Annotated in this window: 22 protein-coding genes, 21 tRNA genes and 1 riboswitch; of the genes, 4 read left to right on the top strand and 39 right to left on the bottom strand. The window is 51.8% G+C overall.

What is annotated here, in order from left to right; all coding sequences use genetic code 11:
• Positions 1–148: 148 nt before the first annotated feature.
• From FGI41_RS18935 to FGI41_RS18805, 27 genes are all read right to left on the bottom strand, one after another.
• Positions 149–233, bottom strand: a tRNA-Leu gene (locus FGI41_RS18935).
• A gap of 11 nt (positions 234–244) precedes the next feature.
• A tRNA-Arg gene (locus FGI41_RS18930) sits at positions 245–321 on the bottom strand.
• 6 nt (positions 322–327) lie between these two features.
• Positions 328–401: transfer RNA gene (locus FGI41_RS18925), tRNA-Cys, on the bottom strand.
• Positions 402–410: 9 nt separating this feature from the next.
• Positions 411–486: transfer RNA gene (locus FGI41_RS18920), tRNA-His, on the bottom strand.
• 19 nt (positions 487–505) lie between these two features.
• Positions 506–579, bottom strand: a tRNA-Trp gene (locus tag FGI41_RS18915).
• 4 nt (positions 580–583) lie between these two features.
• Positions 584–660 (bottom strand) — tRNA-Met (locus FGI41_RS18910).
• A gap of 14 nt (positions 661–674) precedes the next feature.
• Positions 675–762: transfer RNA gene (locus FGI41_RS18905), tRNA-Leu, on the bottom strand.
• Between the two features lie 8 nt (positions 763–770).
• A tRNA-Pro gene (locus FGI41_RS18900) sits at positions 771–847 on the bottom strand.
• An 8-nt stretch (positions 848–855) separates the two neighbouring features.
• A tRNA-Arg gene (locus tag FGI41_RS18895) sits at positions 856–932 on the bottom strand.
• Between the two features lie 18 nt (positions 933–950).
• Positions 951–1,026 (bottom strand) — tRNA-Gly (locus tag FGI41_RS18890).
• A 15-nt stretch (positions 1,027–1,041) separates the two neighbouring features.
• Positions 1,042–1,124: transfer RNA gene (locus tag FGI41_RS18885), tRNA-Leu, on the bottom strand.
• 21 nt (positions 1,125–1,145) lie between these two features.
• Positions 1,146–1,221: transfer RNA gene (locus FGI41_RS18880), tRNA-Lys, on the bottom strand.
• A gap of 7 nt (positions 1,222–1,228) precedes the next feature.
• Positions 1,229–1,303, bottom strand: a tRNA-Gln gene (locus FGI41_RS18875).
• A gap of 4 nt (positions 1,304–1,307) precedes the next feature.
• A tRNA-Thr gene (locus FGI41_RS18870) sits at positions 1,308–1,383 on the bottom strand.
• A 20-nt stretch (positions 1,384–1,403) separates the two neighbouring features.
• Positions 1,404–1,476 (bottom strand) — tRNA-Phe (locus FGI41_RS18865).
• 8 nt (positions 1,477–1,484) lie between these two features.
• A tRNA-Asp gene (locus tag FGI41_RS18860) sits at positions 1,485–1,561 on the bottom strand.
• Positions 1,562–1,578: 17 nt separating this feature from the next.
• A tRNA-Val gene (locus FGI41_RS18855) sits at positions 1,579–1,654 on the bottom strand.
• 8 nt (positions 1,655–1,662) lie between these two features.
• Positions 1,663–1,739: transfer RNA gene (locus FGI41_RS18850), tRNA-Glu, on the bottom strand.
• 14 nt (positions 1,740–1,753) lie between these two features.
• Positions 1,754–1,846, bottom strand: a tRNA-Ser gene (locus tag FGI41_RS18845).
• A gap of 5 nt (positions 1,847–1,851) precedes the next feature.
• A tRNA-Asn gene (locus tag FGI41_RS18840) sits at positions 1,852–1,926 on the bottom strand.
• Positions 1,927–1,995: 69 nt separating this feature from the next.
• Positions 1,996–2,068, bottom strand: a tRNA-Ala gene (locus tag FGI41_RS18835).
• A gap of 151 nt (positions 2,069–2,219) precedes the next feature.
• Entirely contained in the window at positions 2,220–4,202 is a 1,983-nt protein-coding gene (locus FGI41_RS18830) for a glycoside hydrolase family 15 protein (protein WP_139491880.1), read from the bottom strand.
• Positions 4,187–5,653, bottom strand: coding sequence for a glycogen synthase GlgA (gene glgA, locus FGI41_RS18825; protein ID WP_139491879.1), 1,467 nt, complete (start codon positions 5,651–5,653; stop codon positions 4,187–4,189). The genes FGI41_RS18830 and glgA overlap by 16 nt, the downstream gene beginning before the upstream one ends.
• A gap of 24 nt (positions 5,654–5,677) precedes the next feature.
• Positions 5,678–6,790 carry a glucose-1-phosphate adenylyltransferase subunit GlgD gene (glgD, locus tag FGI41_RS18820; RefSeq protein ID WP_139491897.1) on the bottom strand — a complete coding sequence of 371 codons (1,113 nt, stop codon included), beginning with the start codon at positions 6,788–6,790 and terminating at the stop codon, positions 5,678–5,680.
• A gap of 25 nt (positions 6,791–6,815) precedes the next feature.
• Positions 6,816–7,970: a glucose-1-phosphate adenylyltransferase gene (locus tag FGI41_RS18815; protein WP_139491878.1), complete on the bottom strand. Its 1,155-nt coding sequence runs from the start codon at positions 7,968–7,970 to the stop codon at positions 6,816–6,818.
• Between the two features lie 254 nt (positions 7,971–8,224).
• Positions 8,225–8,542 carry a YciI family protein gene (locus FGI41_RS18810; RefSeq protein WP_139491877.1) on the bottom strand — a complete coding sequence of 106 codons (318 nt, stop codon included), beginning with the start codon at positions 8,540–8,542 and terminating at the stop codon, positions 8,225–8,227.
• Entirely contained in the window at positions 8,539–8,859 is a 321-nt protein-coding gene (locus tag FGI41_RS18805; protein ID WP_139491876.1) for a hypothetical protein, read from the bottom strand. Before FGI41_RS18805 ends, FGI41_RS18810 begins: the two co-directional genes overlap by 4 nt.
• 231 nt (positions 8,860–9,090) lie before the next feature.
• Here FGI41_RS18805 and FGI41_RS18800 point away from each other — a divergent pair, with 231 nt between their 5' ends.
• Positions 9,091–9,717: a helix-turn-helix domain-containing protein gene (locus FGI41_RS18800; protein ID WP_139491875.1), complete on the top strand. Its 627-nt coding sequence runs from the start codon at positions 9,091–9,093 to the stop codon at positions 9,715–9,717.
• A 124-nt stretch (positions 9,718–9,841) separates the two neighbouring features.
• Here FGI41_RS18800 and FGI41_RS18795 read toward each other — a convergent pair whose 3' ends face one another.
• Genes FGI41_RS18795 through FGI41_RS18785 form a run of 3 tightly spaced genes read right to left on the bottom strand, consistent with a single transcriptional unit; the run spans position 9,842 to position 11,648 of the window.
• The gene (locus tag FGI41_RS18795; RefSeq protein ID WP_139491874.1) at positions 9,842–10,399 is read right to left on the bottom strand and encodes a peroxiredoxin; all 558 of its coding nucleotides are present in this window, start codon (positions 10,397–10,399) and stop codon (positions 9,842–9,844) included.
• Between the two features lie 31 nt (positions 10,400–10,430).
• Positions 10,431–10,682, bottom strand: a complete 252-nt coding sequence (locus FGI41_RS18790; protein WP_139491873.1) for a glutaredoxin family protein — start codon at positions 10,680–10,682, stop codon at positions 10,431–10,433.
• Positions 10,683–10,724: 42 nt separating this feature from the next.
• Positions 10,725–11,648, bottom strand: a complete 924-nt coding sequence (locus FGI41_RS18785) for an NAD(P)/FAD-dependent oxidoreductase (protein WP_139491872.1) — start codon at positions 11,646–11,648, stop codon at positions 10,725–10,727.
• A gap of 204 nt (positions 11,649–11,852) precedes the next feature.
• Here FGI41_RS18785 and FGI41_RS18780 point away from each other — a divergent pair, with 204 nt between their 5' ends.
• Both FGI41_RS18780 and FGI41_RS18775 read left to right on the top strand, forming a co-directional pair.
• The gene (locus tag FGI41_RS18780) at positions 11,853–12,404 is read left to right on the top strand and encodes a DUF4304 domain-containing protein (protein ID WP_176560351.1); all 552 of its coding nucleotides are present in this window, start codon (positions 11,853–11,855) and stop codon (positions 12,402–12,404) included.
• 83 nt (positions 12,405–12,487) lie between these two features.
• Positions 12,488–13,183, top strand: coding sequence for a DNA alkylation repair protein (locus FGI41_RS18775; protein WP_139491870.1), 696 nt, complete (start codon positions 12,488–12,490; stop codon positions 13,181–13,183).
• A gap of 112 nt (positions 13,184–13,295) precedes the next feature.
• On the opposite strand, the gene FGI41_RS18770 is transcribed toward FGI41_RS18775, so the two are convergent.
• From FGI41_RS18770 to FGI41_RS18745, 6 genes are all read right to left on the bottom strand, one after another.
• Positions 13,296–13,733 carry a DMT family transporter gene (locus FGI41_RS18770; RefSeq protein ID WP_139491869.1) on the bottom strand — a complete coding sequence of 146 codons (438 nt, stop codon included), beginning with the start codon at positions 13,731–13,733 and terminating at the stop codon, positions 13,296–13,298.
• Between the two features lie 110 nt (positions 13,734–13,843).
• Positions 13,844–15,388 carry a stalk domain-containing protein gene (locus FGI41_RS18765; protein ID WP_176560350.1) on the bottom strand — a complete coding sequence of 515 codons (1,545 nt, stop codon included), beginning with the start codon at positions 15,386–15,388 and terminating at the stop codon, positions 13,844–13,846.
• Positions 15,389–15,428: 40 nt separating this feature from the next.
• Complete coding sequence (locus FGI41_RS18760) at positions 15,429–15,875, bottom strand: MarR family winged helix-turn-helix transcriptional regulator (protein ID WP_139491867.1); 447 nt, start codon at positions 15,873–15,875, stop codon at positions 15,429–15,431.
• Positions 15,876–16,010: 135 nt separating this feature from the next.
• The gene (locus FGI41_RS18755; RefSeq protein ID WP_139491866.1) at positions 16,011–16,868 is read right to left on the bottom strand and encodes an alpha/beta fold hydrolase; all 858 of its coding nucleotides are present in this window, start codon (positions 16,866–16,868) and stop codon (positions 16,011–16,013) included.
• A gap of 158 nt (positions 16,869–17,026) precedes the next feature.
• A complete protein-coding gene (locus FGI41_RS18750) occupies positions 17,027–18,088 on the bottom strand; it encodes a M15 family metallopeptidase (RefSeq protein ID WP_255298536.1) in 1,062 nt (353 codons plus the stop codon).
• A 107-nt stretch (positions 18,089–18,195) separates the two neighbouring features.
• The gene (locus tag FGI41_RS18745) at positions 18,196–19,020 is read right to left on the bottom strand and encodes a DUF92 domain-containing protein (RefSeq protein ID WP_139491865.1); all 825 of its coding nucleotides are present in this window, start codon (positions 19,018–19,020) and stop codon (positions 18,196–18,198) included.
• A 127-nt stretch (positions 19,021–19,147) separates the two neighbouring features.
• On the opposite strand from FGI41_RS18745, the gene FGI41_RS18740 reads away from it, so the two are divergent.
• Positions 19,148–19,615 (top strand): 2Fe-2S iron-sulfur cluster-binding protein, encoded by a 468-nt coding sequence (locus FGI41_RS18740; RefSeq protein WP_176560349.1) that lies wholly within the window; start codon positions 19,148–19,150, stop codon positions 19,613–19,615.
• Positions 19,616–19,717: 102 nt separating this feature from the next.
• On the opposite strand, the gene FGI41_RS18735 is transcribed toward FGI41_RS18740, so the two are convergent.
• From FGI41_RS18735 to cshA, 3 genes are all read right to left on the bottom strand, one after another.
• Positions 19,718–20,311, bottom strand: coding sequence for a hypothetical protein (locus FGI41_RS18735; protein ID WP_139491863.1), 594 nt, complete (start codon positions 20,309–20,311; stop codon positions 19,718–19,720).
• Between the two features lie 19 nt (positions 20,312–20,330).
• Positions 20,331–20,415: riboswitch (cyclic di-GMP riboswitch) on the bottom strand.
• A gap of 96 nt (positions 20,416–20,511) precedes the next feature.
• Entirely contained in the window at positions 20,512–21,528 is a 1,017-nt protein-coding gene (locus tag FGI41_RS18730) for an aliphatic sulfonate ABC transporter substrate-binding protein (protein WP_139491862.1), read from the bottom strand.
• A 177-nt stretch (positions 21,529–21,705) separates the two neighbouring features.
• Complete coding sequence (gene cshA / locus FGI41_RS18725) at positions 21,706–23,301, bottom strand: degradosome RNA helicase CshA (protein WP_139491895.1); 1,596 nt, start codon at positions 23,299–23,301, stop codon at positions 21,706–21,708.
• Positions 23,302–23,479 lie beyond the last annotated feature (178 nt).

Below are 23,479 nucleotides of genomic sequence, written 5' to 3'. Positions count from 1 at the left end.
ATTAGGCACGCCGCCAGCGTTCGTCCTGAGCCAGGATCAAACTCTCCAATAAAGTTGAAGTTGATCTAGGTCAAAAACTTGTTGCTTGGCTGAATTATCATTTGCTTTCGCTGTTCAGTTTTCAAAGGACATTCTCGAAAACTTTGTTTGGTGCGGTCGGTGAGACTCGAACTCACACGGGTCGCCCCGCCACCCCCTCAAGATGGTGCGTCTGCCAATTCCGCCACGACCGCAAAATATAAAATGGCGTCTCAGGAGAGACTCGAACTCCCGACCGACCGCTTAGAAGGCGGTTGCTCTATCCTGCTGAGCTACTGAGACAAGGTATGGAGGGAGTACCCGGATTTGAACCGGGGGTGAGGGTTTTGCAGACCCGTGCCTTACCACTTGGCTATACTCCCAAAATGTAATGGGGCGATCGAGGGGATTCGAACCCCCGAGTGCCGGAGCCACAATCCGGTGTGTTAACCGCTTCACCACGACCGCCATACACAAGTTATAAAGTTGGCAGGGGCAGTAGGAATCGAACCCACACCAAAGGTTTTGGAGACCTTCGTTCTACCTTTAAACTATGCCCCTAAAATGGTAGCGGCGGAGGGAGTCGAACCCCCGACCTTTCGGGTATGAACCGAACGCTCTAGCCAGCTAAGCTACGCCGCCATATGAAACAGGATTGGTGCCGAGGATCGGACTTGAACCGATACGGGAGAAACTCCCGACAGATTTTAAGTCTGTTGCGTCTGCCTATTCCGCCACCCCGGCAAAAAACATGGTCGGGAAGACAGGATTCGAACCTGCGACCCCTTGGTCCCAAGCCAAGTACTCTACCAAGCTGAGCTACTTCCCGACTATAAATGGCGTGCCCTGAGAGATTCGAACTCCCGACCTTTTGATTCGTAGTCAAACGCTCTATCCGGCTGAGCTAAGGGCACATATATTGTGAAAATACTTGGAGCGGACGAAGGGTCTCGAACCCTCGACCTTCGCCTTGGCAAGGCGACGCTCTACCAATTGAGCTACGTCCGCAAGATGAATGATTTTTGGTGCGGGTGGAGGGACTTGAACCCCCACGGTCGCCCGCCAGAACCTAAATCTGGTGCGTCTGCCAATTCCGCCACACCCGCATTGAGTGGCAAACTAATAAATGGTGAGCCATGAAGGACTCGAACCTTCGACCCTCTGATTAAAAGTCAGATGCTCTACCAACTGAGCTAATGGCTCTCATAAATGGCTGGGGTACTAGGATTTGAACCTAGGAATGACGGAGTCAAAGTCCGTTGCCTTACCGCTTGGCTATACCCCAACACTGGTGCCGGCGATAGGACTTGAACCCACAACCCCCTGATTACAAGTCAGGTGCTCTACCAATTGAGCTACACCGGCAAAGTTATGTGATTATAAGGTGGCTCGGGACGGAATCGAACCGCCGACACGAGGATTTTCAGTCCTCTGCTCTACCGACTGAGCTACCGAGCCATTACATATGGCGGAGCTGACGGGACTCGAACCCGCGACCTCCGGTGTGACAGACCGGCGTGAACTCCAACTTCACCACAGCTCCATATGTTAGATAAATATTGGTGGAGGCTGACGGGATCGAACCGCCGACCCTCTGCTTGTAAGGCAGATGCTCTCCCAGCTGAGCTAAGCCTCCGTATGTAATGGTGACCCGTAGGGGATTCGAACCCCTGAATGACAGCGTGAAAGGCTGCTGTGTTAAACCGCTTCACCAACGGGCCACTTAAAAAATAGATGGCGGACAGGGTGGGATTTGAACCCACGAGACGGTTCGACACCGCCTACACGATTTCCAATCGTGCTCCTTCGGCCACTCGGACACCTGTCCATCTATGGCTCCTCAGGACGGACTCGAACCGCCAGCCTACCGGTTAACAGCCGGTTGCTCCACCATTGAGCTACTGAGGAATATTATCGACGAAAGTGATTCTATCATGTTATCAATCAAGAATCAACTGTAATCTTCTGGTAAGAAGGTGGAGCTGAACGGGATCGAACCGATGACCTCCTGCTTGCAAGGCAGGCGCTCTCCCAACTGAGCTACAGCCCCTCAACCATCAATGTGGCTTCGTTTCTTTTTTCGAAAACGTCGCTCACGAGAAATTAATATATCATGCTGTTTCCTATAAATCAACCCTTTTTATTAAAAAGTTATACATGCAAAAAAAGCCAGAGTTTTCTCCGGCTCAAATGCTTCGTCTCTACTCCCCTTCTTTTGCGGTGGATTGGAGTTGGCGGTACTTCTTGACGTATTGGGTGACCGTCATGACATAGGTGGAATGCGACCAAGTCAGAGGAGCGACTGAGAGTGGTTCTCCAGTGAACGGATCGAGTTGTTCCGGCAGTCCCCCGCTCTCCATGGCGTGACGGTTGACCCATTGAAGCTTTTTGAGTGGTTCGGTGAGTTCATCAAGAGATTGGGCTTGGGCGATCTCCCATTCGGCGATCCAGAGGGTGCAGATGATCCATGGATTGCCGGGGATGCGGGCGATGTCGGTGGTTTTTTGGAAGTAGTAGTCGTTTTCGTAGCGAGCGTAGCCGCCGATTTCGGTTTTGACGAGGAGCTTCTGTTTCATCGCATTGATCGTGTTGATGATGCGGGGGTCATCCGGCGGGAATACACCAAACGAAAAGAGCGAAAACATGCTGGATTCGATAATGGGGTCTTGGCTGATCGTGCGGTCGGGCTCGAGGTAGATGCCACGTAGGAAACGGCCTGCTTTTTCGTCATAGAGGTGGCGGGCCATGGATGTTTTGATGCGTTCGGCGGCTTCATCATAGCGGGTGTGACGGTGATCATCACCAAAGAGCTTGGCGAAGTTGGCGGCGGCTTTGAGACCGGCGTAGACAGCTGAGCACGTGAAGGTGAATATGCCCCTCCGCTCTTCCCAAAGATCATAGCTAGGCTGTGGCAGACCGAGTTCTTCGTCAATGTAGGAGGCGAGAAAACGGGCGGCAGGGCGGATCAGTGAGGCATAGAGCTCTTGGCAGTATTCAAGCTGTCCGCTGTGGACGTAGTACTCCCATAAGGCATAGAGTACGAGGGCTGTCTCGTCTTCTTGGATCGGCAGATGGATCTCGCCGTTTTGGATGAAGGGATGCCAGCTGGAGCCTACGGAGCCGTCGGGGTTGTATTTATGCAGAAGGTGGCCGTTTTTGGTCAGGACATCGCTGCAAAATTGAAAAAAGCGGGAAACGGAGCCGTCATAGCCTGCACGGGTCATGGCCAGGGCGACGAGCGCACCGTCGCGAGGCCACATGTAGCTGTAGTGGTCACGGTTGAACTGGAGGATGTCGGTGTCGTTGGCTGCGAGGATGGCGCCGTGCTGGTCTGTTTGAGTTTTGACGATCAGCAGGCTTTTTTTGTAGAGGTCGATTAGGTCTTGAGAGAGGTTGGCGAAGTCTTGTTCCTGCTTGTTGGCCCAGCGCTGCCAGTAGACACCGATACGCGTCAGGAGATGGTTAGGGTCGTTGTCTACGACATATTGGTTGAGCCGTTTGACGTGGGAGTATGAATCGGAGATGGTGATCCAGTAATTTATCGTTTTTTCTTCATAGGCGTCGAGGGTGAGTCGAAAGGAGATCGTGCTGTCCACGGAGCCTTGGGCGATCGGGTTGCCGTCCAGTTCGCCGTCTTCGGCATCGCGCCAGGTTCCTTCGGCGTGGTTGAAGCGTTTGATCCCGATGCTGTATTGGTAGATGCCGCCTTCGTCTGTTCGGCCGTTGATCATGATGTAGGTATTGCGCTTGTAGTGATAGACGGTGCCAAGGGTCGGGTCGTAGACGGCTGTGTCGCCTACCTCTGTCTCGTTGAGGTTGAGGTCATGGTGGAAAAAGAGCCGGACTTCGCGTGGTGTATCGGCATGGTTGCAGACGCGGACGCGCTTAATATAGATGTTCTCCCGCTGGTGGACAGCATCCTCCATATGTAAGGTCAGATTCATCCCCTCATGCCGGGCCGTGACATCTGTGACAAGGGAGTCGCGCATGTAGCGGAGAGAGCGTTGCCAGCCGTCGTCGTCGAGCCAGCTGAATTGACCGTCGACCCAGACCCCCATTTTGCTGAAGTGGCCGCCGATATGATTGTGCATCCCCACGTAAGGGTAGTACAGGTCGCGCATGCGCAGACGGTCATCAAAGTTAATCAGCATTTTTCCATTACCGATCACTAACGGTCTAGGCATATCTCCAGCTCCTTTTCTCTGCTGTCCAACAGTTGGGCATAGATCTGGCTGTATTGCTTGGCGGACTCGCGCCAACTGAAATCGGCCTGGGCGATTTGATCCATCAGCTTGGGCCAGACAGTGCGGTCGCGGTAATAATGGAGCGCGCGGTTGATCGTGTAGAGCATGTCATGAGCGTTGTAATTGGTAAAGGTAAAGCCATTGCCCTCCCCTGTCTCCTCGTTGTAGGAATGTATAGTATCACGGAGACCGCCTGTTTCGCGGACGATTGGCACGCTGAAATAGCGCAGGGCAATCAGTTGGCTGAGTCCGCATGGTTCAAAACGGGATGGCATCAGGAACAGGTCTGAGGCTGCGTAGGCTTGGCGTGCCAGGCTTTCACTGAACAAAATCTGGGCAGAAAGCTTGTGCGGATAGCGATGGGCGGCTTCGCGGAAAGCATGCTCGTAGTGTGCATACCCCGTACCTATGACGACCAGTTGCACGTCTTCGGCAAGGATCTCTTCAAGGACATGCAGGATCAGATCGATGCCTTTTTGCGGGACGAAGCGGGTAATGACAGCGATCAATGGTACATCTGGATTGATCGGAAGTCCCAGCTGTTCTTGGAGTTTTTGTTTATTAACACACTTGGCGGCTAATGAATCACCATCATAAGGATAAAAAATCGCCGGGTCTGTCAGCGGGTTATACGAACGGTCGTCGATGCCGTTGAGGATGCCGTGCAGGTCGCTTGCCCGTTTCCGCAAAAGACCGTCCAGCTGCTCTCCGTAATACGGCATCTGAATCTCTTGCGCATAGGTGGGGCTTACCGTGGTGATTTGGTCGGCGTAGTTGAGAGCGGCTTTCATATAGTTGATGTTGCCGTGAAACTCCAGACCGTCGATGTGGAGATGCTCCTGACCGAGACCGAAAATATGGCCAAGCGCATCAGCAGGAAAAATCCCTTGGTACTGGAGATTATGAATGGTAAAGACGGTCTTGATCCCCTGATAAAACGGGAGATGGCCGTAGTGGGTCTTCAACAGCAACGGAATCATGCCGGTCTGCCAGTCGTGAACATGCAGAATGTCCGGTTGAAAATCAAGATGCTGTAAGGATTCCAGCACCGCTTTGGCAAAATAGCCGAAACGTTCTGCCTCGTCATAGTAGCCGTACAGGCCCGGGCGGTTAAAGTAATACAGATTATCTACAAAACAGTAGGTGATCCCGTCGTGCGTCAGCTCCTCAATCCCACCATGCAGATTGCGCCCGCCGAGCGGGACGTTGAACGAGACGATGTGTTTCATATTTTTCTGATAGCGGTTGGGGATATCGCGGTATTTGGGCAGGAAGACACGGACATCGTGTCCTTGGCGGCGCAGCTCTTGCGGAAGTGCGCCTGCGACATCGGCCAGACCGCCTGTTTTGATAAAAGGAGCACACTCGGATGCGATAAAGCCTATCTTCATGGTCGCTCTCTCTCCCTCTCTTCTCTAGATCACGCTCTTTTTGGAATAGACGGCGGGAACTAGCTTCTCTCCTTCCAGCCAGGTGCCGACACTGACGTGGACCTCTTTGTCGAGAATGACGTTTTCGAGGATGGCTGAGGCTTCGATCTCGCATTTTTGCATGATGATGCTGTTGCGGATGATCGCGCCTCTATGAACCTTGACCCCTCGGAACAGGATGCTGTTCTCCACCGTGCCCTCGACGATGCAGCCGTTGGCGATGAGCGAGTTGGTGACGCGGGCGTGTTCGGAATAGATCGCGGGGGCTTCGTCTTTGACCTTGGTGTAGATGACACTAGGGCAGAAAAACAGGCTGTGCCAGTTCTCCGGCTTGAGCAGGTTCATGCTGTTGCGATAGTAGTTGGTGATCGAGTTGATGATGCCAAGGTACCCTTTGTATTCGTAGGCGTTGACATGCCAGCGGTCGAGATTGCGCATGATGACATGACGCAGCAGGTCGTAGTAGTTTTGGCTGACACTTCTCTTCACCAGATCGACTAGAAGTTCCTTGGAGATCACCATCATCCGCATGTAGACCTTGTTGCTGCCCTGTTCGATGTGGCTGTCCCTCATGGCGCGCACACGGCCGTTGAGCCCGACATCGAGCGTGATTGAGTCGGACAAATCCTCGGTCTGGCTGTTCAGCTCCTTGTAGATGAGCGTAAGATCGGCACCTGACCTCACATGAGAACGCATCACATCAGAAAAGTCGATGTTGCAGACCATATGGCTGGAGGAAATAATGACGTACTTTTCCTTGGAGCGCAAAAAATAGTCCAGATTGGCGGCAAACTGCTGCAGATCGCCCCCAAAAGTACCGTTGGGAATGGTGGAGGGCGGCAGGATAAACAGTCCCCCCTGCTTGCGGTCAAGCCCCCATTCTTTGCCGGAGCCCAGATGATCCATGAGGGAACGGGAGTTGTTGTTGGTGAAGACGGCTACCTTTTTCACGCCGCAATTGACCATGTTGGAGAGGACAAAATCAATCAAACGGTAACGGCCACCGAACGGGACAGCAGCCGTGGAGCGGGAGTAGGTCAGTTCATGCAGAAGCGGTTGGTTGATGGCAAGATTAATGACTCCGATGGCATTGGGCATCGTACATACACTCCATTCGTCTGATTTAGCTGTGTGGAATGATGGCAGGCTGGATGTAATCATTCTCCCCGATCAGTATGACATCAGGGCTGTCCGGTGAACCGATTACGGCATCGTCGGTAATGATCGTGCCTGCGCCGATGATGGCTTTGTGGATGGTGACATTTCGGCCTATTTTGACATTGGGCATGATGACGGCATCTTGGATATGGGAGCCTGCCCCGACGTGAACACCATAGAACAGGACAGAGTGCTCGACCGTTCCGTAGACGAGACAGCCTTCGTTGACCAGTGAACGCTGGACACGGGCGGTGGGGGCGATGTAGTGCGGTGGCTGATTGGGATTGACGGCGTAGATTTTCCACTCGGGTTCGTACATGTCCAGCTCAGGCTTCTCCGCCAACAGATCCATGTGGGCTTCCCAGAGCGATTCTACCGTACCTACGTCCTTCCAATAGCCTTGGAAACGATAAGCGCTCATCCGCCGTCCCTCGCGAAGCATACGCGGGATCACATCCTTGCCGAAATCGTTGCTGGAGTCAGGGTTTTGTTCGTCGAGGAGCAGGTAGCTTCTGAGCACGTCCCAGTTGAAAATATAGATGCCCATGGAAGCGAGATTGTTTTTGGGATGTTTGGGCTTTTCTTCGAATTCGGTGATTCGCAGCTCTTCATCAACGCTCATGATCCCAAACCGGCTGGCCTCCTGAATCGGAACCTCGATCACCGCGATGGAGGCTTCTGCCTGCTGTGCTTTGTGATGTTCGAGCATCAGCGAATAGTCCATTTTGTAGATGTGGTCGCCGGAGATGACGAGTACATATTGCGGGTCGTATTGCTCGATAAAATTCAGATTCTGGTAGATCGCATTGGCCGTTCCCTTGTACCATCTCCCGCCGTTCTGTTCGACAAATGGCGGCAGGACAGTGACACCCCCGTTCTTCTGATCAAGATCCCACGGGCTGCCAATCCCAATGTGGGAATTGAGCACAAGCGGCTGATACTGGGTCAGCACCCCGACCGTATCGATCCCGGAGTTGCTGCAATTGCTCAGTGTAAAGTCGATAATGCGGTATTTACCGCCAAAATGAACAGCCGGCTTGGCCAGTCTCTGTGTCAAGAGACCGAGCCGTCTGCCTTCGCCGCCCGCAAGCAGCATGGCGATGCATTCCTTTTTAAACATGTATGGCTCTCTCCTCTCCTGTAACTGTATGTGCAAAAGCACGGCCCGCCATCTGCGACGGAACGTGCGGAATCAGTAACATGCAAGCATGGAATCTGCTTGTATATGCGAAGCAAAATTTATCCATATAAAACTCTTATATTCGCTGACCCCCGTGAATAGTCGCAGAAAACGGAAATGACATGGAAAATACAAAAAAACCTTACCGAACCTCTAATTGGATAGAGGCTGGTAAGGTTTTTAGAGATGTACGATTATGCTTGTGGGTTCGACTGTCCAGCGAAAAAGGCCGCGCGGAACGGATGCAGCCGCGCGTTCATGATCTGCTCACGAACGGCTGGGTCATTCTCCATGACCGCTCTCGCCTCCTGCTCGGAATCAGCGTAAAAGACGGCGATCCCAAACGTCGCATCTTCACACGGTCCAGCAAGGAGCAGTTGGCCTTTATCCAGCAGGTTCTGCAGATAGGCTAAGTGTTCGCCCATGACCACCTGTTCGGTTTCGGTCATCGTGGTGAGGAAGTCGGAGCGGTTGGGCTTGATTTGGTACAAATAGGTTTTGCGTTGGCTCATTGGTTCTCCTCCTGTTCCAGCTTGGCGAGAATCTCTTGCGCCCAGCCGATAAAAATGGGTAATGCAGTTTCTACGTCAGGATGCAGCTCCTCGTTCTCGGTCACATAGTCAGGAAAATCCGTGATCGCGTTCTTGCGGATGCGAACACCGTCCGGCTCGATGCGGATATCGAGGAAGTGGTTGACTGGATCATCCAGTCCATATTTATTTTCTAGAAATTCATAGGTACGCACCCATTCGAGAATGCGGACTTCATTGGGACGCAGGGCCAGCACAGCTTCCAGCGACATGATCGTTTCATTGCCATAGTAATGCATAGGGACGGACTCCTTCTCTGATTAAGAATTTGTTGGCATGACAAAAAAGCTTAATTATTACTTGCAAATGGAAGTAGCACTATGTATGATGTGTATATAGGAACATTCGTTCGTATGTTCTGGATGTGATTCGAAAGCACAAAATTGACACGGGTAGTATTTTTGCACATTTGTTTTAGTGTGATATTCCATCACCTATAATTCACAATGTACGAAAAGGTGGTGATTCCGATGGTTGACAAAAAAATTGTAGCCGAACGACTCAAACTTTTGCGTGAAGATAAGAACGTGACGCAGGATGAACTGGCCGAGCTGTTGCATATCAAGCGGCCTACCTATGCCCGCTATGAGACCGCAGACAATGAGATGGATTATGCCAAGCTTAACAAGCTGGCGGATTTTTTCCAAGTCTCAATCGACTATCTGCTGGGCCGTACGGATATTCCGTATCCACCGCAAAAGGACGAGTCCAGTCTTGATATTTTCAAAAAGCGCCTCAACCGCCTCCGTGTAGCAAAAGGCATGACAGTCGAAGCCTTAGCGGAAGCAACCTCTCTTACTCCCTATCGGATCCAGCAGCTGGAGTCTACGTCCCAACATCTTCCGGGACGACAGACATTGGACAGGCTGGCCGATGCGCTTGGTTCGACCACGGATTATCTCTTAGGGTTAACAGATGAGCCCCGCGACGAAATCTATGTGACGAGCCCGCGTGATTTCCCTGCTTTCATCAAAGACAGCCGGGCGATCGAGTTCTATGGAAGTAAGTATAAACTAAACGAGAAACAACGGGAAGAGATGCTGAAGTTCGTCGATGTGTTTCTCAAGACGTATGCAGAAGAAGATGAACCGAAATAAACCCGGCCTCTTATTGAGTTCGGGTGATTTTTTTTCACCTGTAAAAAAAGCACAAGGATGGACGAGATAGTCGCCGATCCTTGTGCTTTTTTATATGAATAGGGAGTTGGGGGGCGTGTTTGGATTACTTCGCGTCGAGCGTTTTTTGGCCTGGGCGCCAGTTGGCTGGGCAGAGACCGCCTGCTTGCAGGGCTTGGAGGATGCGCAGAGTTTCTTGTACACTGCGGCCTACGTTCATGTCAGTTACGACTTGGTAGCGCAGGATGCCTTCTGGGTCGATGATGAACAGACCGCGGTGAGCAGCGCCTGTTTCTTCATCTAATACGCCATATGCGCGGGATACTTCTTTATTGAAGTCGCTTGCCATGGTGTAGTTGATTGGCCCGATGCCGTGCTGTTCGCGCGGAGTTCTGATCCATGCGCGGTGCGTGTGTACACTGTCTGTGGACACGCCGAGGATCTCCGCATCGAGGTCAGCAAAATCTTCTACCGCTTCGCTGAAAGCGATGATTTCGGTCGGGCAGACGAAGGTGAAGTCGAATGGCCAGAAGAAGAAAATCAGCCATTTGCCACGGTAGTCGGAGAGCTGTACGCGTTCTTCGAGCGTATCCATGTTCTTGGTGCTGAGCATATTGAAGTCAGGGGCTGGGAGTCCTACGCGAAAAGTCTGGTTGGTTGTCATGTTGAGTATCTCTCCTTTTTTGTGTGGGTGATTAGGCTTGGGAAGCTTCTTCGAGTGCTGCGACTGCTTTTTTGATGCGGACTGGGTTGAAGCCGAGGATTTGCTTGTCGCCAATCACAGTGAGTGGTACAGACATGATACCCAGATCATGCAGTTCTTGGCCGTATTGGTCGTTGAGGTCGATGTTGCGCTCTTCGTATGGGATGTTGTTTTCTTCGAGGTAGGTTTTTACTTGTTTGCAGAAGTTGCAGGTGGTGCTGGAATATACGATTGCTTTTGTCATGAGAAATCTCTCCTTTTTTAATTAGGGGTTGTATTTGGAATGTTATTTGTATTGAGGGACGACTTTGGAGCGTTTGTTGATGTACTTGTCGACGGCCATGGCGGCGATGGCACCGTCTGCTGCGGCAACAACAGCCTGCTTGACTGGTGTGCGTCTTACTTCCCCTGCGCCGAATACGCCTGGGACAGTGGATTGCATGAAATCGTCGAGAATCATGAAGTTCTCTTCATCGAGCGGAACTTGACCGTCGAGGAAGTCGGTGCCTGGCTTGCTGCCTGAGAGGAAAACGAACACGCCATCTACGACAATGTCTTGTTCGCCTCCGTTGTTGTCACGGATGCGGACGCCCTCTACCTTGTTCTCGCCGAGGATTTCGACTGGACGGGTGCGGTAATAGAGAGTTGTTTTCGGCAATTCTGGCATCTCTTCGACGCCTTGGAGCTCGGCGCGTGGGATGATGAAGTGGATGTGGGAAGCGAATTTGCCCAAGGCAAGCACTTCGTCTAATGCCTCTTCGTTCTCCCCGATGACAACTACTTCTTTGTCTTGGAAAAAGGCTCCGTCGCAGGTAGCGCAAGTGCTGACGCCGCGTCCGAGCAGCTTCTCTTCGCCTGGGAGCATGCGGTTGCGGCCTTTGGAGCCGGTCGCGACGATGACAGCTTTGGCTTCGTAGGTGCCGTCGGCGGTGAAGACGTATTTGGTCTCGTCTTCGACGTCAACTGCGCTGATCTGGGTCTGGATGAATTCGGCGCCGAAGCTGATCGCTTGGTTGCGCATCTTATCCAGCAGTTCTTTACCGGTCAGCTCTCCCTCTACTCCAGGGTAGTTGGCGATTTTATGGGTCATGGCAAGTGCGCCTGTTGTTGGTGCTTTGTCGATCACGAGTGTCTTGAGATTGCCGCGTGCGGTGTAGATCGCAGCAGATGCTCCGGCCGGACCGGCACCGATGATGATGACATCGTACATGAGGTTCACCTCGTATTTATTTAGAATCATTATTTGTTTGTAGTCGGTATCGCTTATGAATTCATTATATCGTATATTACATTATAGTCAATACTTATTTATAATAATTTTAATTAGATAATTGAACTAATCAATTCAAAAACATGGTTATTATGATGTTATAATCAAACAGTTGTTATTTTCGAAAATAAAGGAGTTTTATACGTGGCTGACCCTTTTCAATTCAGCAAGCACTTAGGGGCGATAGTTGGTGCCGAACTCAAGCCACTTGGATTTCGTAAAAAAGGAACACGTTTCAGCAGAAGATGCGGTGACATCACGGAAGAGATCTTTTTTCAAAGGAGTCAATGGAATCTCCCCGGAAGTCCCTTTCAATTTTATCTGAACATCGGGGTTAAAGATGAAACAGGCAGGCTCGGTTATCTGATGGATGAACGAATTGCCCCCCCGTACAAGCTCCCGAAACCGGATTTTTATGCTGCATTGCTCGAAATCCCCGCAGATTCACCAGACTATCTGGTTGTTCTTAATCGTCTTACTCCACAACAGCAAGCAGAAATAGACAGATTCGACCTATCCTTGCAGTGGCACTACTCCACAGAAGAAGAGTTACAGAAGCTATTCGTCCTGGCGTTGCTGGAGATCAAAGCAAAAGCATTCCCCTATTGGGAACGGATTGCCGCTGCCGTGCACATCGAAGAGCCTGAGCAAGCCAAACGTGAAATCCGGAAACTCCGTTCGCTGTTGAACTCCTAAAAGTGTTTCCCCCCGTCTATCCCCTCCCTACTTGGGCAATACTGCCAAAAATAAGGCTATGTAACGGTAACGGGAGGGACACGATGCAGGTACGTCAAATCATCGCACAACTGGAGCAATGGGCCGATCCGAGAAGTGTGGAAGTCTGGAAACGGCTTGGACTTTCGACCCGTGAAGAGTATGTCTATCATGGTGTGGCGATCACCAGGCTGAAGCAATTAGCCAAGCAGCTGGGGAACAGTCATGAGCTGTCGTTTCAGCTGTGGCACTCCAAGGTGCGGGATGCCATGATGCTGGCTACGCTGTTAGATGAACCATCCAAGGTGACACGCGAGCAGCTGGAGTCACAGGTATATGATCTGGATTTCTGGGATGTATCCGATAAATTCTGCAGTGAATTGGCGGTCAAGACACCGTACAGTCGTGAATTGATCTCGCTGTGGCTTACAAGCGATGATGAAATCGTACGCCGCTGCGCCTATATGATGATCAAGGACGAGGCGAAAAAAGTGCAGGGAGCCGGTCACTTGGCGTTCTTCCTGCCCCATCTGCGGCTGATCCGGGAGACGATCCACCAAGAGCAGAACTGGGTCAAGGAAGGTATGCTGTATGCCCTCATCGCGATCGGCAGCATCAATCTCGTGCTGAACCAACTGGCTGTTCGGGTGGCGCGGGAGATCGGCAAGGTGAAGGTAGAGTATGGCGAGAGTCCGTGTGAGGCACCGGATGCGCTGAGGCATCTGACGAGTGAGCGGCTGCAGGCGAAGCTAAAGCAATAGGGCCTACAAGCGTACAGGTAACAAGGGGAACAATCCGTCCTATAGCAAAAAAGAAAGGCAAGGATTACACAGAAGGAATGCGGTTTACCACGCCTTCTGTGTATGTCCTTGCCTAGCTTCTTTTATAAAACAAATACAGTGCGACTCCCATCAGCAGAAGCGCAATCAGCTTCTTGCCGTCCATGGGAATCTGCTTTCCGCCAAACAGGCCATAATGGTCGATGATCACGCTCATCAACAGCTGCCCGACAATGACGGAAGCGACTGTGGTCGTGACGCCCGCCTGCGGCACGACAAGCACCATGATGGCGACGTAGAACGCTCCGAGTAAGCCTCCGGTCAATTGCCACTTGGGGACGTTGCCGAGCTGGAGCATACTGCCTTGTCCGAAGAATATCACCAATAACAGCAAAAGCAGCGTTCCGATCCCGAACGAGACGAACGCCCCTTCCAATGTTCCGATTTTTTTGCCAAGGCCACCGTTGACCGAGGCCTGGACACTGATCGCCACCCCACCAAGGACAGCCATCAAGGGAAACAGCCAATTCACACGATCTCCTCCTGTCTTACTGCTACAAGTAAGTATACGCTAAAATCACGCAAGGAAAAGGGGACAACTGCAAAAAGCCACCGATGGAATGTCGGTGGCTTGATGGTGGATTAGTTCCCCATTGCGTTGTTGTAGCTTGCAATCGCCAGCTTGAGGTTGTGCTGAGCGGTTTCGTATTGGTTCTCACGGTTCGCAAGCTCCTCCTCTGCCCCGATCACTTCCAATGTGGTGGAGAGACCGTTTTGGTAGCGGAGGTTCATCAGGCGGTAGTTTTCTTTGGCAGCGTCCACGGCTTTTTTGTAGGCGTCGACGGCTACCTGTGCAGAGTTGAGGTTGTAGTAGGCCTGGCTTACTTCGACCGTAACATCACGCTTGGCTTCGTTGACGGCGATTTTAGCTTTGTCCAGGTCGTTTTTCGCCATTTGAGCCGGCCATGTGGAAGCCGCAGAGAATTTGACGATCAGGTCGTAGTTAAGCTGACCTACGGCGATCTCCTCCTGCTTCTGCTTCACTTCGGCACGTTGGGCTACGGCGAGTTCAACCGCTTTGTCGAGAGCGATTGGTTTTTGCGCAGCGGTAGCCTGATAGCTGAGTGTCCACTGTTTATTCAGATCGATCCCGATAAAATCGTTGAGCTTCACCTGAGCCATCTGCAGGCTGCTTTCGGCTGCGGCGACAGCTGCTTGCGCTCCTGCTACGCCAGCTTCAGCCTGGAGTACGTCTGTTTTGGCACGGGTTCCTACTTTGAACGCAAGCTGAGCGGTACGCAGCTGTTCTTCGGATCGCTTGAGGCTTTGTTTTTTCAGGTTGAGATCGGCTTGGGCGTGGAGCAGGTCATAGAAGGCCTTCTCGGCACCCAGCTTGATTTTGCTTTCGGTTGATTTGAGGTAGTATTCGTTGACGCGCAGCGATACCTCTGCTTTGAGGTCGTTCACGTATTTTTGCTGAGCGGTGCTGAGCGTGGTGACGAACTCTTCTGGAATCTCTTTGACCTTGGCGCTGACGAGGCGGTTGTTGATGCTGGCGCTGCTGATGTCGATCTTGAGGTTGTTCAGATCGGTGTTGTTTTTCATCGCCAGTTCAACTGCTTTGTCGATGGTCAGCGTGGTACCGAGATCGGCGTCCTTGCTGCCTGTATCGGTGCTTGGTGTCGCAGGCTTGGTGGTGGTATCGCCTGATTGTACAGTGTCACCAGCCTCCGTGGTGGTGATGGAGACGAGACGGTTGGCATCGTTCCACTCGACCTTGGCTCCGAGCGCTTCACTGACAAAACGGAGCGGGACATAGGTGCGGGAAGCTTTCACCACTGGCTTGGCATCGAGTTGGATCGTTTTGCCTTCAGCGGTGACGGTGTTCTGACCGACTGTGAGAGTAACTTGCTTCTCGCCCTGCTCGATTTTGACTTGTTGGCTGGCTTGGTCCCAACCTACTTTTGCACCAAGTGCTTCACTGACAAAACGCACAGGAACCATGGTACGGCTGTTTTCTACGTAGGCGTTGGCATCTGGGAAGCTGACCAGCTGGTTGTTCACTTTCACTTGAATGGCTGCAGCTGGTGTAGCAGCATGGGCTGGTGCGGTTGGTGCTGCGGCCGTAAACAAGCCGATGGCAGCGATGGTCGCCACGATTTTTTGCGTGGAGTACGGATATTTCATCTGATAGTGCCTCCTGTTCATTCCTCGGGATTCTATGCTGTCATAACGTGGTCTCTCTTAGTTGCGCCTGCCTCTCCATCTGGGTCAAAAGCATCTCAAGGCTCTTGCTCAGCTGATCCAGCTCGGCGGGAGATACGTCAGAAAATAGCTGCTGGTAAAAGTGTTCGGTCAACAATGGAATCTGCTCCTTGAGCTCGTCCAGCTTCTCTGTCTGTTCAATCCAAATCACGCGCCGGTCATCCTCATCGCGTACGCGGCGGACGTATTCTTGGCGCTCCAGACGGTCGATCAGGCCAGAGACGGTGCTGTACGACAGGTCAACGCTTTTGCTGATCTGTCCAATCGTCTTGGGTCCGTTCATGATCTCATGCAGGATGATGAGCTGTGAGCCGGTGAAGCCGAATTTCATCATTTCTTGGGCCATCATGGTACCAAATGTTTTGTTAATCTTACGGAGCTGATCTCGAATGTGCATCAAATCAGGCACGGGGTTCTGTCCCCCTTTTTTACATGAAGCAATTTAGTTTGTTGTTAAAACCTTTCGCTATTCGAAATAAATAATACACCCAGAACAGTGGTCAGGGCAAGAGAAAAAAGTCACCACTTCTATTCTGTAACGGTGTTATTGGTGGGAGTGTTCTGCGTAGAATTGCAGAATCTCCTGACTGAACTCCTCTGCATGGTCAAACATCATGGCATGGCTGGTCTCTGGAATCACCACGGTCTTACTCACAGGCAAGAGCGGCTCCACTTCTTTTAGGAAGGCCAGCTTCAAGTCGAGATCCCCCTCTTGATGCGCCGGTAAAAACAGCACCGGACAGGTAATCGTCTCATACCAATCCTGCAAGCGGGTGTCATAGATCGCAGCGAAGACCTGTGCAGATGTAGACAGCTTGGTGATGTAGCCATAGCCACCGTCTGGCAACGCTCTTGGCTCATAGCCTTCAAGCGATTTCGCACGTGCTTCGTTCCAGGGGAGCCAGGTCTCTTGCATGTGGCTGAAAAAGTCTGCTGGAGATGGAAAGCTGCTCTCTTCGCGCGAAAAGTATCTCTCTATCAGTTCCTGCTTGCTTTCCTGATATCTGCCTCCCTCACCTGCGTGGTTAAGCAGTGCGCCCTCAGAGTTGACCAAGGTGATCACCCGCTCAGGATAGCGGGAAGCAAAGCATGTCCCGACAAACGCACCAAGTGAGGAGCCGACGAGATGCACACGGTCAATCTCACAGGCATCCAGTACGATACGGATATCCTCTGCCAATGTCGCGATGTCATAACCACTCTCTGGCTGTGAAGAGCGTCCATGACCACGCAAGTCCATAGTCAGGACACGGTATTTTTCCGTGAAGGCTGTGATCATGTGATTCCATACAGATGCTGTACCGCGTGAATAGTGCAAAAAGAGGATCGGTTCTCCCTCTTGGCTGTATTCATACATTTGAATATGTACGTTATCTGCTGTTTCGATCCGGAACGGTCTCATAGCTGAAGATTCCCCCTGTTGTATGTATTTCTATTTTTTATAAGACTGGTGTGAATTGATTGTACCATAATGAAAAAAGATCGAACCCGCCATCATCTGTTTCAGGCGGTTCGATCCTTTTGGAGTTAATCCTCATATACTTGTTCGTAAGCGCATGTCTAACCCTGTTGCGGGATGTTACCTTGTGTCTCTTGCAGGTACTCCTCAAGCGTCAGCCCTTTGTCGGTGATGTTCTTCGCCATCTCGACACCGACATAGCGGAAATGCCATGGCTCATACGAGTAGCCTGTGATATGTTCCTTGCCTTTTGGATAGCGCATGATGAAGCCGAATGTCACTGCATTCTGGGCGAGCCACTTGCCCTCGGCCGTCTCTCCAAAAGACTGCTCCAGTCCGTACTTGATTGAAGCGGCGGAGATGTCCATGGCAAGACCCGTCTGGTGCTCACTCTGGCCCGGTATGGCGCTGAACTTGTTGGCCTGCTCTCTGCCTTGGGTTTTTACATTGTAGTTAAAAATCGTAGCCTGCGTCTGGTACGAACGGTAGCCGGAGACCGCGGCGATGTTGATTCCGCTCTTTTTCGCATGGGCAAATAATTGCTCCAGTGCGGTCGCTGCTTCCTTGCGCATCATCTTCTTTTGGCTTTTGCCGGAGAAGGAGAATGGCACTTTGGGTTCTACCAGATCCTTGGGCACGTAGGTGGACGGCAGGACATATGTCTTGTTCACCAGAACATTGGTCCCGGTCAGGTTCGTGGCTGGCAAGATTTTCGCCGTCGGGGTTGTGGTTGCCGGTTTGGCCGTTGCCGGGGTTGGTGTGCCGGCAGGCTGTTTGGTAGTCGTAGTCGGGGTAGACGCGGTTGGCTTGGTTGCGCCTGTGGTGCTGGTATTGGTACCCGGTGCGGTCTGCTGGTTGCCTGCTGTTGCGGGCTGGGTGGAGCCTGGGGCTTTGGCAGAGCTGTTCGCCGCATCGGTGGCTGGCTTCGTCTGCGACTGGGTGGTTGTGCCTTGTAACCCCGCGGTTGCTTGGGCCGATGCGCCTCCAGATTGTGCCTGGGCCTGTGCTTCCTTGGCGGCAGTCACTTGCGGGTCTTCTCCCTGTGCACTGCTTGTTGCCAGTTTAAAGTCTTGAAAAATCTGGGCCACTCCCCGTTCCCGAACGAAAAAAGCGGTGGCTAGACAGATGACGAATAGGACAAATAAGGACATTTTTTTGTTCAAAATGCGCACTCCTCTGCTTCCCTAAGATGCGAGCATTGTACTATCTTATCATATCTGCTTACCCGCTTGAAGATGTATGAGGGAGGAAAAAAGCTGAGCCTGACAGACTACAGGAAGAGCATCAGGGCTACTGCGCCTCCGACGATCGAACTGATCAGATTGACCAAATCGTTGTTGCAAAAGCGCAATCCGCGCACATGCTCCGTACTCGCTCCACAATGAGTCCGCGCTTCCACATCACGGCCACAGGAAGGACAGCGATACATCACCTGTACGGTTGCACCGAGCAGAGAGTCAGTCAGGGAACCGATCAGTCCAGACAAGCTTCCAACGAATACAAACAGGACGAACGTCCCCCACATCACGCCGCCCGTGCCGCCTGGTGCAATCTGGCCAATCTCTCCCAGCAACGAAGCAACACCTCCGATGAACGCCCCGCCGAGTGCACTTGCCAACAGCCCGAGCCAGGTCACACCGCCCGAGGTTCCCGCCGGCACTCTTTTGAATGTAAGAATCGAGATCGGCTGACGCTTACTCGCCCCACCGATCTCCGTCGCCCAAGTATCCGCATTGACCGTTGCCATGACTCCGATGAAGACTGGCAACCACATCCGATGAGGCCAGAACCAGTTGGCAGCGCACAGCAAAAGACCGATCCCGCCATTTGCCAACACCTGCCCTGCATCGCGGCGGCCTGTTTTTTCATAGCCGGATTCGGCGGCTTTTTTGGCTTTTTGCTTCCATTTGGAGAGAAGCGAGGATGAGATGAAGAAGGCTATCAGCGTACCGAACCACATCACATTGCCCCATGCATAAAATAAGGTTCCGACGATCACGGCTGCGAGTGCGCCTGAACCAGACAATGACTTTTTCCAATAGGCCAGTCCAGCAATCACCAAGCTGGCGGCCAGACCAATCAACCAAGCGGTCATGCAATCACGCTCCTTTTTCTCTCCTCCCATCTTACGCCAAACGGACGGCCTGAGAAAGACTTGCATGCGCACTGGATCTGGGGTATAAAGGGTGTACATGATATCAGAACGGGATGGTGAACGATCCATGGAGAAAAAACCTCTGACCGTCGGCTCGCTGATCGCCAAGGACGGGAAGCAACACGCAGGGCGCGAGATGCAGCCGCTTGAGCTGGAGAAAAAGCGCGGACAAGCCGAACTGGGTTATGGTGAAAAAACGGTTGTGGATCAAACCGGTACGAAGAAAAGCCCAGTGACCAGCAAAGCTTCTTCCACAAGCAAAAACACTGCATCTGTCCCCTCCGTCATCCGCCTCACCCAAAACCGTAAAGCATACACCATCCGCGCCGTCTCCAAGCAACGTCTGCTCGATGCAGCCCTTGCCCAAGGTCAATCGCTTCAATATAAATGCCGCAAAGGAACCTGTGGCATGTGTACGGTTCATGTGACGGAAGGTGCACCGCTTTTGCATGAGGCCAACTCTGCGGAGATGGACAAGCTGGGCGGCAACATCCAAAATGGCTACCGTCTGGCCTGCCAAGCTGTGATGAAATAAAGAAATGTAATGAAATGACAAACAGGAAGAACCGGGGATCCCTTTTCCCCTACCGTTCTTCCTGTTTTTTGTCCCCAAATAAAAAGGGAAGCCCCCACCCCTCTAAGGTGAAAAGCTTCCCCGGTTTGTCAGCAGCTGCTGGGCCAGCACGTACTTGCGCAACAGCTGAAAATGATTGGATGTAATATGCTTGATCTCTGCGCCATAACGGATGCCGTTCTCCACTTCAACTTCGTTGCGGATCATGATCTCCGCTTTGATTGGCAGCTTATCTGCCTGTGGCAGCAGGGTGTGGACTGTCTTGGTATTCAGCTCACGGTCTGAAACAAAGCCAAACCCCAGAATACTCATGTCAATAATACGAATATTCCCAACATGAAATACCTTCCGTTGTACCGAGCTTTGGTTCATCGCAAACCCGTTCAGGCTGACTTTGATCCTTGGTACACGTCTTCCTTCTTGATGGAAGTTGTTGTTCTTGTAGATGGAGAAGAACAGAAAAATCCGATTTTCGACAATACCAAGTACACGCATCGGATAAACGAGATTTTCGTATACTCCTGTGATGACGTCTCCCATCTCGACCATTCTCGTATGTACCGGGTCGACCTGTACTGCCAGCAACTCGCCTTCGAGCTGTAAGACTTCTGCCTCAATCACTTGATTGTTCGTCCATAATTGTATCGTTTGAACCATAGGAATTCCTCCGCCTCTTTTCGGTAACCCAGCCGTCTTAGCCCGAAAGCCTTAGACCTGTGGCTTTGCGTCCCCGCCTTTCAACGGGTTTGCCTTTGTCGAAGAACGGAGCAAAATGACCCCGTCACTACTAATTTATCACGAAATTTGTCGAATGGAAGACCTAATAGATGTCGTTTGGATTTTTTCGTTCTGGCGACCTATTCAGAGGTAGCAGGCAGGTATGACAAATTAACCAGACCGTCGATTTTCTCCGTTGTGATGTACCCTGCTTCACGGCTGACCTTGGCCATTTCCTGCAAAATGATCTCATGCACAGCGGTTGTTACTTCCATACTGGCGAGGGCCTTTTGCAGGGGCTCCTTCTTCATTTCCTTGCCTGTCGTTGCCTTAATATGCTTGATAAAAAGCTCTACGGCTTCCTCAGGATGCTCGTTAATGAAGTCGGTAGCCTTCTGGTGAGCGACCAACAGTTTTTTGACCATCTCTGGATTGACCTTGGTAAAAGAATTGCGGGCTGCCACCACCGTGGTGGGAACAGTCAGGCCCCACGCAAAATTTCCTGAATCGTACAACACTTCCGCGCCTGCTTTTTCCTCCAGGTTGACGCCCCATGGCTCAGGCATGGCTGCTGCATCCGCATTTTTTTGTAAAAAGAAGTTGGCAGCGTCAGCAGGTGCGGTGGTAATCAGCTGAACCGATCCGCCTTGTGAGGTTGGGGCTAGCCCTGCGTCCTTCAACGCTTTTTGCATCATCAGGTCTTGGGTGTTGCCGATTCCAGGGATGAGCACACTTTTCCCGTTCAGATCCTCGATGCTCTTGATGCCTGAGTCAGGACGTACCATCAAGACGGTACCACCGTTGACCGCTCCCGCGAGAATCTGGTGGGCCGGGTGTCTGGAGTAGATGTTGAGGGCTGGTCCCGGACCTGTATAGCCGAAGTCAACCTGCTGGGTGGACATCGCCTCCATGAACAGGCCACCGCTTGTATATTGTCTGGCTTCTAATTTGACTTGATCGCCCAATGCTTCTTGAAAATAGCCTTTTTCCAGACCGATGATGGCTGTGATATGTGTCAGGTTGGGAAAATAGCCGAACCGTACCTTATCGGCGGGCTTGTCAACGGCCTGAGTGGCGGCACAGCCTGCCTGGGTCAGCACAAGTGCGATGATGAGGAAACAGGTGAAAAAGGAAAAACGGGGATACAGCAGCTTCATCGTGTTGTCACTCCTCAATTCATAGTTAACCAATCGGAATTATATTATTTCTATTATAGGAGTTTGGATGAGATTGTCAACAACGTTTTGTCCTACAAAAAAAAAGACTGCCGACTTTGCCGTCGTGCAGTCTTTTTTCCGTATATAATGAAGGAAATGATATTCCTTCTATAATTCTTATACTAACAGACCGTCTCCGTTTTTACGGAAGCTGCGTCCGCCGCCTTTGCCTTTATCGCCACCGCCACGGTATTCACCGCCGCCGCGTCCTTCACGACGACCTTCGCTGCGTCCACCTTCACTTCGACCGCCTTCACTGCGTCCATAACGGCCACCGCCGCCACCTTGTCCGCCGCCGCGTGGAGCAAAGCCACGGTCACCGCCGCCATAACGCTTGCCGCCGTCACGGCGTGGGCCTTTGTCAGATGGGCCGCCAAAGCGTTTTTTCTTAGCGCGGAGTGGTGCTTCTTCGGTCAGTCGGATTGGGGTTTGATCCGGTTCTTTGGTCAAGAGCTTGAGCGCTGCGGAGAGCAGGGTTACAGAATCGGTTTCAGACAAGAGTTCTTCCGCGATTGCTTTGTACTCTTGAACGCCGCCTTCTTCCACGAACTTCACAAGTTTCTCCACTGCGGAGCGTTGTGCGCCCTCGATTGCTTCGGTCATAGTTGGTACTGGCTTGCGAACCATTTTGCGCTTGGTGATGTTCTCGATCATGCGCAGGTGGTCCATCTCACGCGGGTGGATAAATGTGATCGCCATACCTGTTTTACCTGCACGACCAGTACGGCCGATCCGGTGAACATAGCTCTCTGGGTCTTGTGGGATGTCGAAGTTGTATACATGGGTAACACCGCTGATATCGAGACCGCGCGCTGCTACGTCTGTTGCAACGAGTACATCGATTGTGCCTTCTTTGAACTGGCGCAGGACGCTGTCGCGCTTCGCCTGGGTCAGGTCACCATGGATACCCTCTGCGGAGTAACCACGCTTGCTAAGAGCCTCAGCCAACTCGTCTACACGGCGCTTGGTGCGGCCAAATACGATTGCAAGCTCTGGAGCCTGCAGGTCGAGAAGACGGGTAAGTGCATCGAACTTTTGCTTCTCTTGCACTTCCATGTAGATCTGCTCGATGTTGGAGACCGTTACTTCCTTCGCTTTGATCGCTACCTTTTCCGGGTTCTTCAGGAAACGTTGTGCGAGGTTTTCGATCGCACGTGGCATCGTTGCAGAGAAGAGCAGAGTTTGGCGCTCATCTGGTACTTCTTCGAGGATTTGTTCGATCTCTTCGATGAAGCCCATGTTGAGCATTTCGTCCGCTTCGTCGAGTACTACCATGTTGATATGGCCCAATTTCAGGGTTCCACGTTTGATATGGTCAATCACGCGGCCTGGAGTGCCGACAATAATACTAGGGTTCTTTTTCAGCGCTTTGATCTGTTTGACGATGTCTTGACCGCCGTAGATTGGGAGCGTGCGGACGTTTTTGAAACGGCCGATTTTGTTGAGTTCTTCCGCTACCTGTACAGCGAGTTCACGTGTAGGAGCCAAAACGATCGATTGTACATGCGGTTTTTCTGGATCCATCCGTTCAATGATAGGAATTCCGAAGGCTGCTGTCTTACCTGTACCGGTCTGAGCTTGCCCGATCATATCGCGGCCTGTCAGCGCAATTGGAATTGTATTTTCTTGAATAGGGGTGGCTTCCTCAAAACCCATGTCGCTGATCGCGCGAATCACCGGATGACTTAATCCGAGTTCGAAAAAGGTTGGCAATGTTTTCATACTCCTTTGGTTCACACAAAAAAACAGCACCGCCCGTTACCAGCACGGAAAATGCCATTTTCCATTTCGTGTTCCGATTTTTATTGCTTAACGATAACATGTCTCCCTACGATTTGCAACCGTAGCTGTAAGAAGGAATTTCCTTACCAAAAGAAAACAGGTTCCATAG

It is taken from the genome of Brevibacillus dissolubilis, assembly GCF_006170445.1.
In the GTDB taxonomy this organism is placed as follows: Bacteria; Bacillota; Bacilli; order Brevibacillales; family Brevibacillaceae; genus Brevibacillus_B; species Brevibacillus_B dissolubilis.
Note: the sequence above shows the minus strand (reverse complement) of the source record. Positions and strands in the feature narration are given on the sequence as shown.